Annotated in this window: 13 protein-coding genes; 9 read left to right on the top strand and 4 right to left on the bottom strand. The window is 44.0% G+C overall.

Going from position 1 to position 14,602, the window contains the following annotated elements; genetic code table 11:
• Positions 1–258: 258 nt before the first annotated feature.
• On the bottom strand, positions 259–867 hold the full coding sequence (locus SJY39_RS27325) for a peroxiredoxin C (protein ID WP_010440476.1): 609 nt from the start codon (positions 865–867) through the stop codon (positions 259–261).
• A gap of 209 nt (positions 868–1,076) precedes the next feature.
• On the opposite strand from SJY39_RS27325, the gene SJY39_RS27320 reads away from it, so the two are divergent.
• Complete coding sequence (locus SJY39_RS27320; protein WP_016767129.1) at positions 1,077–1,982, top strand: hydrogen peroxide-inducible genes activator; 906 nt, start codon at positions 1,077–1,079, stop codon at positions 1,980–1,982.
• Between the two features lie 113 nt (positions 1,983–2,095).
• Here SJY39_RS27320 and SJY39_RS27315 read toward each other — a convergent pair whose 3' ends face one another.
• Positions 2,096–4,036, bottom strand: a complete 1,941-nt coding sequence (locus SJY39_RS27315; protein ID WP_016796697.1) for a methyl-accepting chemotaxis protein — start codon at positions 4,034–4,036, stop codon at positions 2,096–2,098.
• A 275-nt stretch (positions 4,037–4,311) separates the two neighbouring features.
• Complete coding sequence (locus SJY39_RS27310) at positions 4,312–4,755, bottom strand: CBS domain-containing protein (protein WP_010440484.1); 444 nt, start codon at positions 4,753–4,755, stop codon at positions 4,312–4,314.
• 334 nt (positions 4,756–5,089) lie between these two features.
• Here SJY39_RS27310 and queA point away from each other — a divergent pair, with 334 nt between their 5' ends.
• From queA to secF, 5 genes are all read left to right on the top strand, one after another.
• Positions 5,090–6,142, top strand: coding sequence for a tRNA preQ1(34) S-adenosylmethionine ribosyltransferase-isomerase QueA (gene queA, locus SJY39_RS27305; RefSeq protein ID WP_010440488.1), 1,053 nt, complete (start codon positions 5,090–5,092; stop codon positions 6,140–6,142).
• A 193-nt stretch (positions 6,143–6,335) separates the two neighbouring features.
• Entirely contained in the window at positions 6,336–7,472 is a 1,137-nt protein-coding gene (gene tgt, locus SJY39_RS27300; RefSeq protein WP_010440490.1) for a tRNA guanosine(34) transglycosylase Tgt, read from the top strand.
• Between the two features lie 111 nt (positions 7,473–7,583).
• The gene (gene yajC / locus SJY39_RS27295) at positions 7,584–7,913 is read left to right on the top strand and encodes a preprotein translocase subunit YajC (protein ID WP_010440492.1); all 330 of its coding nucleotides are present in this window, start codon (positions 7,584–7,586) and stop codon (positions 7,911–7,913) included.
• A 20-nt stretch (positions 7,914–7,933) separates the two neighbouring features.
• Positions 7,934–9,790, top strand: a complete 1,857-nt coding sequence (gene secD / locus SJY39_RS27290; protein WP_080572723.1) for a protein translocase subunit SecD — start codon at positions 7,934–7,936, stop codon at positions 9,788–9,790.
• A 14-nt stretch (positions 9,791–9,804) separates the two neighbouring features.
• Entirely contained in the window at positions 9,805–10,752 is a 948-nt protein-coding gene (gene secF, locus SJY39_RS27285) for a protein translocase subunit SecF (protein ID WP_016788422.1), read from the top strand.
• 234 nt (positions 10,753–10,986) lie between these two features.
• Here secF and suhB read toward each other — a convergent pair whose 3' ends face one another.
• Entirely contained in the window at positions 10,987–11,790 is an 804-nt protein-coding gene (suhB, locus tag SJY39_RS27280) for an inositol-1-monophosphatase (RefSeq protein WP_010440508.1), read from the bottom strand.
• Between the two features lie 181 nt (positions 11,791–11,971).
• On the opposite strand from suhB, the gene trmJ reads away from it, so the two are divergent.
• The 3 genes from trmJ to SJY39_RS27265 all read left to right on the top strand — a co-directional run bounded on the left by trmJ (position 11,972) and on the right by SJY39_RS27265 (position 14,580).
• Positions 11,972–12,700, top strand: coding sequence for a tRNA (cytosine(32)/uridine(32)-2'-O)-methyltransferase TrmJ (gene trmJ, locus SJY39_RS27275; protein ID WP_016792159.1), 729 nt, complete (start codon positions 11,972–11,974; stop codon positions 12,698–12,700).
• Between the two features lie 116 nt (positions 12,701–12,816).
• A complete protein-coding gene (gene iscR / locus SJY39_RS27270) occupies positions 12,817–13,338 on the top strand; it encodes a Fe-S cluster assembly transcriptional regulator IscR (protein ID WP_010440512.1) in 522 nt (173 codons plus the stop codon).
• A gap of 27 nt (positions 13,339–13,365) precedes the next feature.
• Positions 13,366–14,580 (top strand): IscS subfamily cysteine desulfurase, encoded by a 1,215-nt coding sequence (locus tag SJY39_RS27265; RefSeq protein WP_010440514.1) that lies wholly within the window; start codon positions 13,366–13,368, stop codon positions 14,578–14,580.
• The last annotated feature ends 22 nt before the right edge of the window (positions 14,581–14,602 follow it).

Raw genomic sequence — 14,602 nt, 5'->3', positions numbered from 1 at the left:
ATGTGATTCTGAATAGATGTTTGAAGAGGGAAATAGGGGTAAAGTTTTGCTTTGCAGTTACCCCTATTCATTGTGAGAAAGGGAATGGATTAAAGCGTGTAAAAACAAAAAGCCCGAAGCGTTAACTTCGGGCTTTTAATAGGACTTTACTTCTTAACTGATTGGCGGTGCGCTTTGCGCTATTAGCTTATGCTTTATTTCTCTTTATAGAGAGTCTTCCAACCATTAACCCGCGTTGAGTTCGGGCTTAAGAGGTAATTACTTGCTTAGGTCGCCAGCGTGCTCAGATAGGAATGCTGCAACACCTTTTGGAGATGCGTCCATACCTGATTTACCTTCTTCCCATTGTGCAGGACAAACTTCACCGTTCTTCTCGTGGAAGTTTAGTGCGTCTACCATACGTAGCATTTCGTCGATGTTACGACCTAGTGGAAGATCGTTCACTACTTGATGACGTACAAGACCGTCTGCGTCGATTAGGAAAGAACCACGGAAAGCAACGCCTGCTTCTGGGTGCTCAACATCGTATGCTTTGCAGATTTCGTGCTTAACGTCAGCAACTAGAGGGTATTTAACTTGACCGATACCGCCATCAGCGATAGCAGTGTTACGCCATGCGTTGTGAGAGAATTGTGAATCGATAGAAACACCGATTACTTCAACGCCTTTAGCTTGGAAATCTTCAAGACGGTTGTCGAAAGCGATTAGCTCTGAAGGACAAACGAAAGTGAAGTCTAGTGGGTAGAAGAAAACTACCGCTTTCTTACCTTTAGTGAATTCTGCGAAGTTGAAGTTATCAACGATCTCGCCGTTACCTAGAACAGCTGCTGCAGTAAAGTCAGGGGCTTGACGACCTACTAGTACCATTTGGAATCTCCTAAAAAATTAGTTGGCCCAACACATCTTTGTTTGAGCTCCGTTTCTACGGGACAAACTATAGTACAATCGGTACTATAGAAAAAAGCGAATTAAATAGATTAAGTTAATCGAAAAAAGCGATAAGCTTATTCTTTGCTCAGTCCTTAGGTCTGCTGACCTTTGTCCAACTTATCCTACTCATATTACAAAGTAATTTCATGAATAAATGGCCAAGTCTTAAGCAACTTTATTATCTCGTTACTCTTCACGAAACACGCCACTTCAGCGATGCTGCTGATCGCTGTTTCGTCAGTCAATCCACGCTAAGTAAAGGTATTCAAAACCTCGAAGAGCTGATTGGTTGCCCTTTGTATGAGAAAAAAGATAAAAAGAGTCCATTAGTATTTACACAAGCGGGTGAGCTGGTGGTTAAGCATGGTCGAGAGCTACTGGCGAAAGGGCAAGACCTTGTTGAGCTCGGAAACTTATGCAATGGGGATGCAATGCAAGGGCAGCTACGAGTAGGGTGTATTCCTACCATCGCGCCGTTCTTGTTGTGCGATTTAGTACAAGAAGTTAACCAACGCTTTCCACAGTTAAATTTGCTGTTACGTGAAGACACAACAACTAACTTATTAGCAGCGCTGCGTCATGGTGAGTTGGATGTTTTGATTTTGGCTTTGCCTGTCGATATCGACAACATGGAGAGCCAAGTTGTTGGGCAAGACCCATTCAGAATGGTGATCAGTCGCAATCAAGCAGATGGCATTCGTGTTCCGATTAAATACGATGACTTACCAGATGAGTCTGTATTTTTGTTGGAGAATGAGCACTGCTTAACCGAGCACGCGGTATCAGCCTGTAAGCTAACCGACAAAGAGAAGATAAACCCGTTCACCGCCACAAGCCTACATACATTGGTACAAATGGTGGCCAATGGTTTAGGAACTACCTTTATTCCACAAATGGCTATCGACCATGGCTTACTGGAAAATCAAAACCTAGTGGTTATTGATCCTCCTGGTCAGCAAGCGTACCGAGATATCGGCCTTGTATGGCGCCCGAGCTCTTCGCGTCTCGAGACATTCCACCAATTAGCTGATGTGGTTTCTGAGTTGTTGTAATAACTAGAACATCAAATAGATAAAATAAAAAGAGCGGCCATTTTAGCCGCTCTTTTTATTTATTTTAGAAGAAAAACGCCACAAACTGTGGCGTTGGAAATTTATTTACAGCGTTAGATTTTGAAAAAACTCAGTAAGTCTTTTTGTTTCACTGCTAATGAAGATAACTCCTCACTCGCTTGTTTGCTTTGTTCGATTCCTGAAACATTTTGGTGAACGATATCAAAGGTCAAAGAAACATTTTGTGAAATATCCTGTGTGACTCCTGATTGCTCTTCAGATGCTGTTGCTACTTGTGTATTCATATCTGAAATCAGGCCAACAGACTCCGTTATTGATGCGAATGCCGTTCTAAGCTGTTCGCTGTAATGACGCGACTCGACGGCTAACGATAGGTTAGATTGCATGAACTGGTTGGCATCTTTTGCCTGTGCTTGAAGTCGAGAGATTATCTCTTGAATATCGACAGTTGATTGTTGTGTTTTAGCGGCCAGAGAACGAACTTCATCAGCAACGACAGCAAAACCACGCCCTTGCTCACCAGCTCGTGCTGCTTCAATTGCCGCATTTAACGCAAGCAAATTCGTCTGTTCGGAAATCGAGTTGATCACTTCAATAACAGTCCCGATCTCTACCGAGTACTCTTGCAGTTGATTGACGATGTTTGATGTTTCTTCGATTGAGTCTTCAACCTTGCGAGATATATCATCGGATGCATCGAGTGAAACTCCCCCCTCTTTGACATTGGAAGTTGCACCCGTTGCCGCGTTCTCAGCACTAGCAGCGTTGTGGCTGACTTCATTCGCAGTACTAGAGAGCTCATTGATGGCAGTTGCTATTTGTTCCATTTGACTCAGCTCTTGTTGAGCGTTCCCCTCGGTTTGGCTCATTACGGCTGTTAACTCGACTGAAGCTGCTGAAACGTTGTCTGAAATTTGGTGGAATCCATCGATGATGCGACGTAGTTCTTGGCGCATTTCTAAAATGTTGGCGTATATACCCGTTTCTTTACCTGTTACTGGAATCTGTTTTGAAAGATCGCCTGAAGCAACTTCTTCGACAATCGATTGAATCTCGCTAGGCTCCCCTCCTACAACTTTCCATACGCTTCGGTAAATGGAGATTGCAATGCCAAGGGCGATAGCGATAACAATGATTGAAAGTGCACCTAAGATAAATTGAGCATTTGAAAATCGTTCAACCATGCTTGGTCCTACAGAGTCTTGTTTTGACTTTGTGGATAGTTTGATTTCTTCAATTGTTTTTGCTGCGTTGCTACCAGCAACATCAAGGGTGCCAGAAACGATGCGGTTTCGTTCATTTATCGTGTCAACGACTTCTGAAAATGTCAGACGGTAGGCTTTAAAAGCGGTATTAAAATCAGTTAAGTATCGAATTTGCTCGTTCGACATTAGTTGAGATTCTATTGTTTCCACAAGCAACGCTGCTGATGCAAATTCTTTTTCTGCTCGCTGAGCATCTTCTGTGTTGTTACTGGTCAGAAATTTAGAAGCATATAATCTTGATAGCAATACGTGTTGTTGAAGTTGTCCTGAACTGACTGCAACCTCTAAATCCTCTTCAGCAGATGCTTGAGTCATCAAGTTAGTCACTGCTTGTCGCATTTTTAAACCTGATGGGTCTAAGCTCTCTTTTACTAAGCTATTTCTAGTATTGACCAGTTGAACAACTTGGCTAAACCCTTGGCTATACTGTTTAAGCTGCTTCTCTATCGCTAAGAACTCATTTTTATGGAGGTCGTCAAGATGAGCCTCTAACACTTCATCGATCAATTGAATTGATGTAGTGATGCGCTTGTCCAGTTCTGAAGCATGCGATGCAACAGGGTCCTTTATATATTTTAATGCAGATAAACGAGCTTCCAATATGTTGGCTTGGATTCGCCCTGTGGATACGCTTGTTAATGCGAGGGAACGATAGATGTTAAATCCATCACTCGATTGATAAAAGCGCAATGAAGCAACGACTGAAATAACCAAAATTAGCGCAAGAATTACGCCAAAACCCAAGGACAGCAATTTCTTTAAACTCATACGTATCATTCCCAGAAAGGCAGTTTGTTTTTATTGTTAACAAATTTTTACATTATCCAAACGATAGATATATCAATAAATCCAATTAGAGCCTTACATTCTCATATATAAGAACAATAAGTGAGTTCGGTTTATTGAGAGGCTTGAACTTTGGAACTGGTCTCTAAGAAGAAATGAGGGATACAGTGAGTTTCACAGTGAATATGTGATTGTTGGACATGTAAAGAGCCTTGGATTGAAAGGCTCTAGGGGGATAGCAGATAGAACAACGTTGGCTAACTTTCGACTTCTTCCGGTTCTACTTCTTCTTGGAGTTCGAGTAGATTGATCGCTATCGTGACGAAGTCGCTATCAGTGATAATCCCTATTAATTCGTGGTCATCGACAACAGGTAAACAGCCCACTTTGTGCTTTTGCATATAAACAGCTGACTCTTTCAATCCAGCTCGCGGCTCTACCGACATAACGCTTTTGTGCATGATATCGTTGAGTGGTGTCGCAAGAGTAAATGATTGAGCTTGTGGGATGTTTTGTAGACTAGATTCTTGAGCGGCAAGAACGTCACGTTGTGTTACGACGCCTAATAATTTTCTGTCGGCATCTACAACTGGGATATGGCGGATATCAAGCGCTTCCATCATGTGCTTAGCATCGGCCAGTGAGTGTGAGCGCAATAGGGTATGAGGGTTGCGAGTCATCATATCTTCAACCTTGATCATACGAACCTCCTTCTTTTTTATTTGTTGCTATTACTATAGTTTTTTATCCAAAAAATAACTGAGACCTGACGCATTTTTGGGCGAGTTTTATGCAACTAATTCTTTAGTTTGAGGAGGTGAATCGTTAGCTTTATTTTACGCCTCTTTACAATAATCCAGTGCTGTAAACCTTGCTATTGCGGCTCGTGTGCCTATACTAGCCCACTGCGAAATTTTTAGTCGTGTTTGTCATCAGTTCCCGGTAATGAATTACTTATCGTAACGATCGATTAGCAAGCATGATTTATTATTCGTCAACGGCACGAATCTCATCAACTAAGACAAGACTAGACACATGCAAGTTTCAGATTTTCACTTTGACCTACCAGATGAACTTATTGCTCGTTACCCTCAAGAAGAGCGTACAGCAAGCCGCCTGCTTAAATTAGACGGCAATAATGGCAACCTGACGGATGGTTCGTTTAAAGACGTTTTAGACTTGGTTGAGCCGGGCGATCTTGTCGTTTTCAATAATACTCGAGTTATTCCTGCTCGCGTGTTCGGTCGCAAGGCATCAGGCGGTAAGCTTGAAGTGTTGGTTGAACGAATGCTCGACGAGAAGAGTATTCTAGCCCACGTTCGTTGTTCTAAATCTCCTAAACCAGGCACTAAATTGTTTCTTGGTGAGAATGACGAGTATGAAGCTGAAATGGTAGCGCGTCATGATGCGTTGTTTGAAATCCATTTCACTTCCGACCAAAGCGTATTAGAAATTCTTAACAGTGTTGGTCACATGCCACTGCCACCTTACATCGATCGTCCTGATGAAGACGCAGATAAAGAGCGTTACCAGACGGTTTACAATGAGAAGCCCGGTGCCGTTGCTGCGCCAACAGCTGGCCTTCACTTTGATGACAAGCTAATGGCTGACATGAAAGCTAAAGGTGTAGAGTTTGCTTACGTGACACTTCACGTAGGTGCGGGCACATTCCAACCAGTAAAAGTTGATAATATCAATGATCATCACATGCATGCTGAGTACGTTGAGGTACCGCAAGAAGTGGTTGATGCCGTTGCTGCAGCAAAAGCTCGTGGCGGTCGTATTATTGCCGTTGGTACAACATCAGTGCGCTCACTAGAAAGTGCAGCGCAAGATGCACTGAAGAAGGGCACCGAATTAGTTCCTTTCTTTGGCGATACAGAAATTTTCATCTTCCCTGGTTATGAATATCAGTTGGTGGATTGCTTGATTACCAACTTCCACTTACCAGAATCAACACTGATTATGTTGGTGAGTGCATTTGCTGGCTACGACAATGTGATGGGCGCATACGATCACGCAGTGAAGAGCGAATATCGCTTCTTTAGCTACGGTGATGCGATGTTCATCAATAAGAAAACGAGCTAATCTAACTCGTTATAAACGATATAAAAAGAATTTACGGGTGCTAGCAGTAAGCTAGGAGTTGGGCAGAGTGTCTGTCTAATCTCTCGCAGGGAATACGCGACCGCTCCTCATAGAACTCGCGAGATTGAACTTATGTTTAGCTTAAGGTTCTGAATTATCAGTCAGATTGTTTCTCTGGCATATTGGAGGCTTCGTGAAATTAAAATACGAACTTAAAAAAACAAACAGCGGCGCACGTCGTGGTCAACTTCAGTTTGAACGTGGTACCGTTGAAACACCAGCATTCATGCCAGTAGGTACTTACGGTACGGTAAAAGGTATGACGCCTGAAGAAGTGAAAGACACCGGTGCTGAAATCCTACTAGGTAATACGTTCCATCTATGGTTACGCCCTGGTCAAGAAATCATGAAGCTGCACGGTGACTTGCACGATTTCATGAACTGGAAAGGACCTATCCTGACTGATTCAGGCGGTTTCCAAGTATTCAGCCTAGGTGCGACGCGTAAAATCACTGAAGAGGGTGTTCACTTCCGTAACCCTGTAAACGGTGACAAGATCTTCATGGACGCTGAAAAGTCGATGGAAATCCAAAAGGATCTAGGCTCAGACATCGTAATGATCTTTGATGAATGTACGCCTTACCCTGCGACGCATAAAGAAGCTAAAGACTCGATGGAGATGTCTCTTCGTTGGGCTCAACGTTCACGCGATCACTTTGATAAGCAAGAAAACCCGAACTCACTGTTCGGTATTGTACAAGGTGGCGTATACGAAGACCTTCGTGATGTGTCCGTTAAAGGCCTAACAGAAATTGGTTTTGACGGTTACGCTGTTGGCGGCCTAGCTGTAGGCGAACCAAAAGAAGACATGCACCGTATTCTTGAGCACACATGTCCTCAATTACCTGAAGATAAGCCACGTTACCTAATGGGCGTAGGCAAACCTGAAGACTTGGTTGAAGGTGTTCGTCGCGGTATCGACATGTTTGACTGTGTAATGCCAACGCGAAATGCACGTAATGGCCACCTATTTGTAACTGAAGGTGTGATCAAGATCCGTAATGCGAAGCATAAAATGGATACAACACCACTAGATTCAGAGTGTGACTGTTACACTTGTAAGAACTATAGCAAGTCGTACTTACACCATTTGGATCGTTGTAATGAGATCCTAGGTGCTCGACTGAACACGATTCATAACCTGCGTTTCTACCAGCGAGTAATGTCAGACATTCGTCAGTCTATCGATGAAGATCGCTTTGAAGAGTTCGTTGCAGAGTTCTACGCAAGAATGGGGCGTGAAGTGCCACCACTAGGTAAAGAATCTTAGTATTTCTTTTTTTGCGAGCCCCATCTCTCTTCCGAGAGTTGGGGCTTGAAAATAAAGGGGTGCAACCCAATTAGACAAACAATTACGAAAATATAATAGAGGATGTTTTAAATGTTTATTTCTCAAGCTCACGCAGCAGCAGAAGGTGCACCAGCAGGCGGCGGTTTCGAAATGCTTATCATGCTAGGTATGTTTGCTGTGATCTTCTACTTCATGATCTACCGTCCACAAGCTAAGCGTGTTAAAGAGCATAAGAACCTTATGTCTTCAATGGGCAAAGGCGATGAAGTTCTTACAAGCGGTGGCTTAATCGGTAAGATTACTAAGATTGCTGAAGACAGCGACTACGTTGCTATCGAATTGAACGCAAACAACGAAGTAGTTATCAAGAAAGACTTCGTTACAGCAGTGCTACCAAAAGGTACTCTGAAATCTCTATAAACAGCTAGAGGATCCTCGCTGTGCTAAACCGTTATCCGTTATGGAAGTATTTGATGGTGATGTTTGCCATCGCTATTGCTGCGTTATACGCACTTCCAAATATATACGGTGAAGATCCGGCAGTTCAAGTTACAGGGGCGCGCGGCGCCTCTGTAGATCTGTCTACGCTGGATGCTGTCACCGATGCTCTTGAAGCAGAGAGCCTTTCTACTAAATCCGTTGCTCTAGAGAACGGTTCCATTCTTGTTCGCTTTAACGATACAGATACGCAAATTAGTGCCCGTGATATCATCACAGAAGCACTAGGTGATGATGTTATCGTTGCTTTAAACTTAGCGGCTTCAACTCCTGATTGGCTTGAATCTATTGGTGCTGCACCAATGAAGCTCGGTCTTGACCTACGTGGCGGTGTTCACTTCTTAATGGAAGTGGATATGGATGCTGCAATGGAAAAGCTGGTTGGCCAACAAGAAGAAGCGTTCCGCAGTGAACTTCGTGAAGAAAAGATTCGTTACCGTGCAATTCGCCCATCAGGTAAAGATGCGGTTGAAGTGATTCTGCGTAACGAAGAGCAGCTTGCTGAAGCGAAATCGCTACTGCAATCTAAACACCAAGACATGACGTTCGTCGATTCTGCATCTAACGGTCGTTTTTCTTTGGTTGCAAACTTCACAGAAGCTCGTCTTCAAGAAATCCGTAACTACGCGGTAGAGCAAAACATCACTATCCTACGTAACCGTGTTAATGAACTTGGTGTAGCTGAGCCTTTGGTTCAACGTCAAGGTGCTAGCCGTATCGTAGTGGAATTGCCTGGTGTTCAAGACACGGCGCGCGCTAAAGAAATTCTTGGTGCGACGGCAACACTTGAATTCCGTGAAGTGGATAGCAGTGCTGATTTAGCCGCTGCCGCTTCTGGTCGTGCCCCTGCGGGTAGCGAAATCAAGCAAGATCGTGATGGTCGTCCTGTTGTACTTCAGAAGCGCGTTATCTTAGGCGGTTCAAGTATTACTGACGCAAGCTCAAGTGTTGATGAATATGGTCGTCCACAAGTTAACATCTCGCTAGACAGCGAAGGTGGTAGCAAGATGTCTGCGTTCTCTCGTCAGAATATCGGTAAGCTAATGGCAACGGTATTTGCAGAGTATAAAGACAGCGGTCGTAAAACGCCTGAAGGCCGAGTGATTCTAAGTAAGCACGAAGAAGTGATTAACCAAGCGACGATTCAATCTGCACTTGGCCGTAACTTCCGTATTACAGGTATCGACTCAACGGCTGAAGCTCATAACTTGGCACTTCTACTACGTGCTGGTGCATTGATTGCGCCTATCTCGATTGTAGAAGAACGTACGATTGGTCCATCTATGGGGCAACAAAACATCGATATGGGTATCATGGCGATGGTTTGGGGTATGGCTGCAGTAATGCTGTTTACACTGCTTTACTACCGAACTTTCGGTCTGATCGCGAACGTCGCTCTGATGGCTAACCTTGTGTTGATTATTGGTGTCATGTCGATGATTCCTGGCGCGACAATGACGCTACCAGGTATTGCCGGTATCGTATTGACGGTTGGTATGGCAGTCGATGCCAACGTTCTTATCTTTGAGCGTATACGTGAAGAACTTCGAGATGGACGCAGTCCACAACAAGCAATTCACCAAGGCTATGCAAACGCATTTAGTACAATCGCCGATGCCAACATCACCACACTACTGACAGCAATCATTCTGTTTGCTGTAGGTACAGGTGCGATTAAAGGCTTCGCGGTAACGTTATCAATCGGTATCTTGACTTCAATGTTTACAGCTATTGTCGGAACACGTTGTATCGTGAACCTGATGTATGGCGGCAAACGCGTTAAGAAACTGTCGATCTAAGGCTAGGAATTAATATGTTTCAGATTCTAAAAGCAGAAAAAATGATCGACTTTATGCGTTGGTCAAAGGTTGCCTTTGTATTCTCTATCTTGATGATTGGTACTGCTATCTTCACCTTAACAACGAAGTCGTTGAACTGGGGTTTAGATTTTACCGGCGGTACGCTGATTGAAGTGGGTTTCGAGCAACCAGCAAACCTACCTGACATTCGAAGTGCACTAGAAGCTGAAGGCTTTGGTGATGCTACGGTTCAGAACTTTGGTTCTGCGCGTGAGGTAATGGTTCGTCTACGTCCACGTGACGGTGTTGCAGGCGAAACGCTTGGTAACCAGATCCTGACTGCAATTAAAGATGGTACTGGTGAGCAAGTTGAAATGCGCCGTATCGAGTTCGTTGGTCCAAACGTGGGTGATGAACTAACAGAAGCTGGTGGTCTTGCTATTCTAGTTTCTCTTATCTGTATCTTGATCTACGTGTCAGTGCGATTTGAATGGCGTTTGGCTGCAGGTGCTGTATTAGCCCTAGCACACGACGTTATCATCACACTAGGTGTGTTCTCTCTAATGCAAATTGAGGTAGACCTTACAATCGTAGCAGCCTTGCTGACGGTGGTCGGTTACTCCCTCAACGATACCATAGTGGTATTTGACCGGATTCGTGAGAACTTCCGTAAGATGCGTAAGGGTGAAGCACCTGAAGTACTGAACAGCTCAATCACACAAACATTGAGCCGTACATTGATCACTTCTGGTACAACGTTATTCGTAGTTATCGCACTGTTTGTTCAGGGCGGAGCTATGATTCACGGCTTCGCAACCGCACTTCTACTGGGTATTACGGTTGGTACATACTCTTCTATCTACGTTGCATCTGCACTGGCTATGAAGTTGGGTATTACGCGTGAACACCTAATGCCACCGCAAGTGGACAAAGAAGGTGAAGAGTTTGACGAGATGCCTTAGGCCTTGGCTTAATAAGTTTCGCTAAACAAAAAAACCGCTGCCTAGTCAGCGGTTTTTTTACGTCTGTATTTTGTCGATAAGCTCAATGCAATTCATCAGCGAAGTGTGTTGTGCTCATCGCGACTAACCGCCATCTTGCTCGTAGCTCGTATCACAGATACAAAAAAGCCCCGCAATAGCGAGGCTTTGAAAATCTTCTGCTCTTAACTAAAGAGCATTAACGTAAGGTCTGAATTACTTCAGCATACCTTCGTTAGAGTTTTCACGAACGTGCTTAAGAATAGACTTAACACCACGAGCGCTTGAAGCAACAACATTACCAGACGTCATGTAATCAGTACCGCCAGCAAAGTCAGTCATGATAGCACCAGCTTCACGAGCGATTAGATCGCCAGCAGCTAGATCCCATGGCTTAAGACCAAGTTCTAGGTAACCGTCAACACGACCAGCCGCTAGGTAACATAGGTCAAGAGCTGGAGAACCAGTACGACGGAAGTCAGCGCAATCTACGAATAAAGCTGAGATGATTTTCATGAAAGATTCAGAGTGTTGTTTTTGCTTGAATGGGAAACCAGTCGCTAAAACAGTACCTTGAAGGTCTTTAAGTTGAGTAACACGCATACGAGCGTTGTTAAGTTGAGCGCCAGCGCCACGTTGAGCAGTGAATAGCTCGTTTAGCATTGGGTCATAAACACAAGCAACTTCTGTACGACCGTTCATACGAACAGCAATAGATACAGAGAAGTGAGGGAAACCTTTTACAAAGTTGTTGGTGCCATCTAGTGGGTCAACGATCCATTGTACGTCAGAGTCTTTACCTTCAGTCAGGCCTGACTCTTCAGAAATAATGCTGTGCTCTGGGTAAGATGATTTGATTGTCTCAATAATCATGTACTCAGCTTCTTGAGCAATGTTAGTAACGTAATCGTTGTTACCTTTTAGAGATGTTTCGATCTTATCAGTTGTTTCAAGAGATTTAGCAATATGGTTGCCAGCTTTACGCGCAGCGCGTATCGCAATGTTTAGCATTGGATGCATATGGTTTTTCCCACAAGATGTTAAAGAACAATTTAAAGCGGCGGCGAGTATACCAAAGTTTCCGTAAAAGGGAAGTGGTTATTTTTTGAACTCTTGGTTTCACATTCCGTTAAGGGTCTGACCATTTTACTTTGCTATGTGTTAATATCTCGCGATTATTTTTAAAGTGGTGTCATATAGCATGTTAGACAATGTAAAAGTCGTTCTGGTTGGTACGTCTCATTCGGGAAATATCGGCTCAGCAGCTCGCGCAATGAAAGTGATGGGTTTGAGTCAGTTGGTTCTTGTAGACCCTCAATGTGAAGTTGACGAGCAGACCTTAGCACTGGCTGCGGGTGCAGGTGACATCGCAGAAAACGCGACCATTGTTTCTACTCTAGAAGAAGCAGTAAAAGACTGTGGTTTGGTTGTAGGCTCAAGTGCTCGTTCTCGTACGCTTGAGTGGCCAATGCTTGAGCCTCGCGAGTGTGGCGAAAAGTTTGCCGTTGAAGGTCAAAAATATCCAGTCGCATTAGTGTTCGGTCGTGAACGTACTGGCTTAACGAATGACGAGTTGCAGAAATGTCACTATCACGTATGTATCCCTGCTAACCCAGAATACAGCTCATTAAATCTAGCGATGGCGGTACAGACTCTGAGCTACGAAGTTCGTGTTGCACACCTTGATATGGTGGCTAGCCAATATCAGCCACAACAACAAGATGACTACCCACGTCACGAAGAACTAGAAATGTTCTATGAGCACCTTGAAAAAGTGATCATTGATACCCAATTTATCTCTAAGGATAAGCCGGGTCAGGTGATGAACAAGTTACGTCGTCTATTCAGCCGTGCTCGCCCAGAGCTTCAAGAGATCAACACTTTGCGCGGTATTTTGACTTCGATTGAGAAGAGTAAATCGGGCAAATAAATCCCATACAACCTCTAGGGATGAATACTTGACTAAAATAGTCAACTAAATACTTGACCAATTTAGTCGGGTATGGGAAAATTCCAACCACATAAACAATGTGGATACGGTGTGATATGAAACTTACATCTAAAGGAAGATATGCGGTAACAGCTATGCTAGATGTAGCACTGCATTCGCAAAAAAGCCCAGTTCCTCTGGCTGATATTTCAGAGCGACAAGGCATCTCGTTATCTTACTTAGAACAACTCTTTTCTAAGTTACGTAAAGCTGGCTTAGTTGCTAGTGTTCGCGGCCCTGGTGGTGGTTACCGCTTAGGTGCTGAAGCGAGCGACATTGCTGTCGGAACTGTTATTGCAGCAGTAGACGAATCAGTGGATGCAACCAAGTGTCACGGTCGAGCAGATTGCCAAGGTGGTAGTCGTTGTTTAACTCACACTCTTTGGCGTGATTTAAGCTCCCGAATCAGCAGCTTCTTAAATGACATTACGCTCGGTGAGCTAATGAAAGATAACGAAGTTTTAGAGATTTCTGATCGTCAAGATATCGATCTTGCGGTTAATAATGGTTTTGCACATAAAAATACGAGCACTACAACGATTAGTGCAGCACCTCACGGTGTTAATGCCCGCTCTTAGCGGTCAGTTTTTACATTGGAGTAGAAAATGAAACTGCCTATTTACTTTGACTATTCAGCTACATGCCCAGTCGATCCACGTGTTGCTGAAAAAATGGTTCAGTGCATGACGATGGACGGTAACTTCGGTAACCCTGCATCTCGTTCACACCGTTACGGCTGGCAGGCAGAAGAATCAGTAGATAATGCTCGTGAGCAAATTGCCGATCTACTAAATGCAGACCCACGTGAGATTGTTTTCACGTCAGGTGCTACAGAGTCAGACAACCTTGCTATCAAAGGTGCAGCGCACTTTTACGAGAAGAAAGGTAAGCACGTAATCACGTGTAAAACAGAACATAAAGCGGTTCTTGATCCATGTCGCCAACTAGAACGTGAAGGTTTTGAGGTGACTTACCTTGAGCCTGAAGCAAACGGCATCATTGATTTAGACAAGCTACAAGCAGCAATGCGTGAAGATACGGTTCTTGTTTCTATCATGCACGTAAACAACGAGATTGGTGTAATCCAAGATATCTCTGCAATCGGCGAATTATGTCGTTCACGCAAGATCATCTTCCACGTTGATGCGGCTCAGTCTGCGGGTAAAATCCCACTAGATGTAAAAGAGATGAAAGTTGACCTTATCTCTCTTTCTGCACACAAAGCATACGGCCCTAAAGGCATTGGTGCTTTGTACGTTCGTCGTAAGCCACGTATTCGTCTTGAAGCACAGATGCACGGTGGAGGTCACGAACGTGGTTTCCGTTCTGGTACGCTTGCTACTCACCAAATCGTGGGTATGGGTGAAGCTTTTGCTGTCGCTAAACAAGACATGCAGAAAGATTATGACCACGCACTAGCACTTCGCGAGCGTCTATTGAAAGGGGTTCAAGATCTAGAAGCAGTAACGGTAAATGGCGACTTAGATCAACGTGTACCACATAACCTAAACGTGAGCTTTGCTTTCGTTGAAGGTGAATCTCTGCTTATGTCTTTAAAAGACTTAGCGGTATCATCAGGTTCTGCATGTACATCAGCGAGTCTTGAGCCTTCATACGTTTTACGCGCTCTTGGCTTAAACGATGAACTGGCACACAGCTCAGTACGTTTTTCATTCGGCCGTTTCACTACGGAAGAAGAAATCGACTACGCGATTGCACAAATCCGTGTAGCAGTAAATAAATTACGCGACATGTCTCCTCTATGGGATATGTATAAAGAAGGGATTGATTTGAACACTGTTGAGTGGGCTCATCACTAATCTCACGGAAATAGAGGATTCG

The sequence above is a fragment of the Vibrio sp. R78045 genome (genome assembly GCF_042466085.1).
In the GTDB taxonomy this organism is placed as follows: domain Bacteria; phylum Pseudomonadota; class Gammaproteobacteria; order Enterobacterales; family Vibrionaceae; genus Vibrio; species Vibrio cyclitrophicus.
The sequence above is the reverse complement of the archived record's forward strand: the minus strand, read 5'-3'. Positions and strand labels throughout refer to the sequence as shown.

Bases quoted from the DNA above. Each gene is read 5' to 3' on its own strand.
- SJY39_RS27315 (WP_016796697.1), bottom strand. From the start codon at position 4,036: ATGAGTTTAAAGAAATTGCTGTCCTTGGGTTTTGGCGTAATTCTTGCG.
- SJY39_RS27265 (WP_010440514.1), top strand. From the start codon at position 13,366: ATGAAACTGCCTATTTACTTTGACTATTCAGCTACATGCCCAGTCGAT.
- queA (WP_010440488.1), top strand. From the start codon at position 5,090: ATGCAAGTTTCAGATTTTCACTTTGACCTACCAGATGAACTTATTGCT.
- secF (WP_016788422.1), top strand. From the start codon at position 9,805: ATGTTTCAGATTCTAAAAGCAGAAAAAATGATCGACTTTATGCGTTGG.
- SJY39_RS27310 (WP_010440484.1), bottom strand. From the start codon at position 4,755: ATGATCAAGGTTGAAGATATGATGACTCGCAACCCTCATACCCTATTG.
- SJY39_RS27325 (WP_010440476.1), bottom strand. From the start codon at position 867: ATGGTACTAGTAGGTCGTCAAGCCCCTGACTTTACTGCAGCAGCTGTT.
- suhB (WP_010440508.1), bottom strand. From the start codon at position 11,790: ATGCATCCAATGCTAAACATTGCGATACGCGCTGCGCGTAAAGCTGGC.
- SJY39_RS27320 (WP_016767129.1), top strand. From the start codon at position 1,077: ATGAATAAATGGCCAAGTCTTAAGCAACTTTATTATCTCGTTACTCTT.
- trmJ (WP_016792159.1), top strand. From the start codon at position 11,972: ATGTTAGACAATGTAAAAGTCGTTCTGGTTGGTACGTCTCATTCGGGA.
- iscR (WP_010440512.1), top strand. From the start codon at position 12,817: ATGAAACTTACATCTAAAGGAAGATATGCGGTAACAGCTATGCTAGAT.
- yajC (WP_010440492.1), top strand. From the start codon at position 7,584: ATGTTTATTTCTCAAGCTCACGCAGCAGCAGAAGGTGCACCAGCAGGC.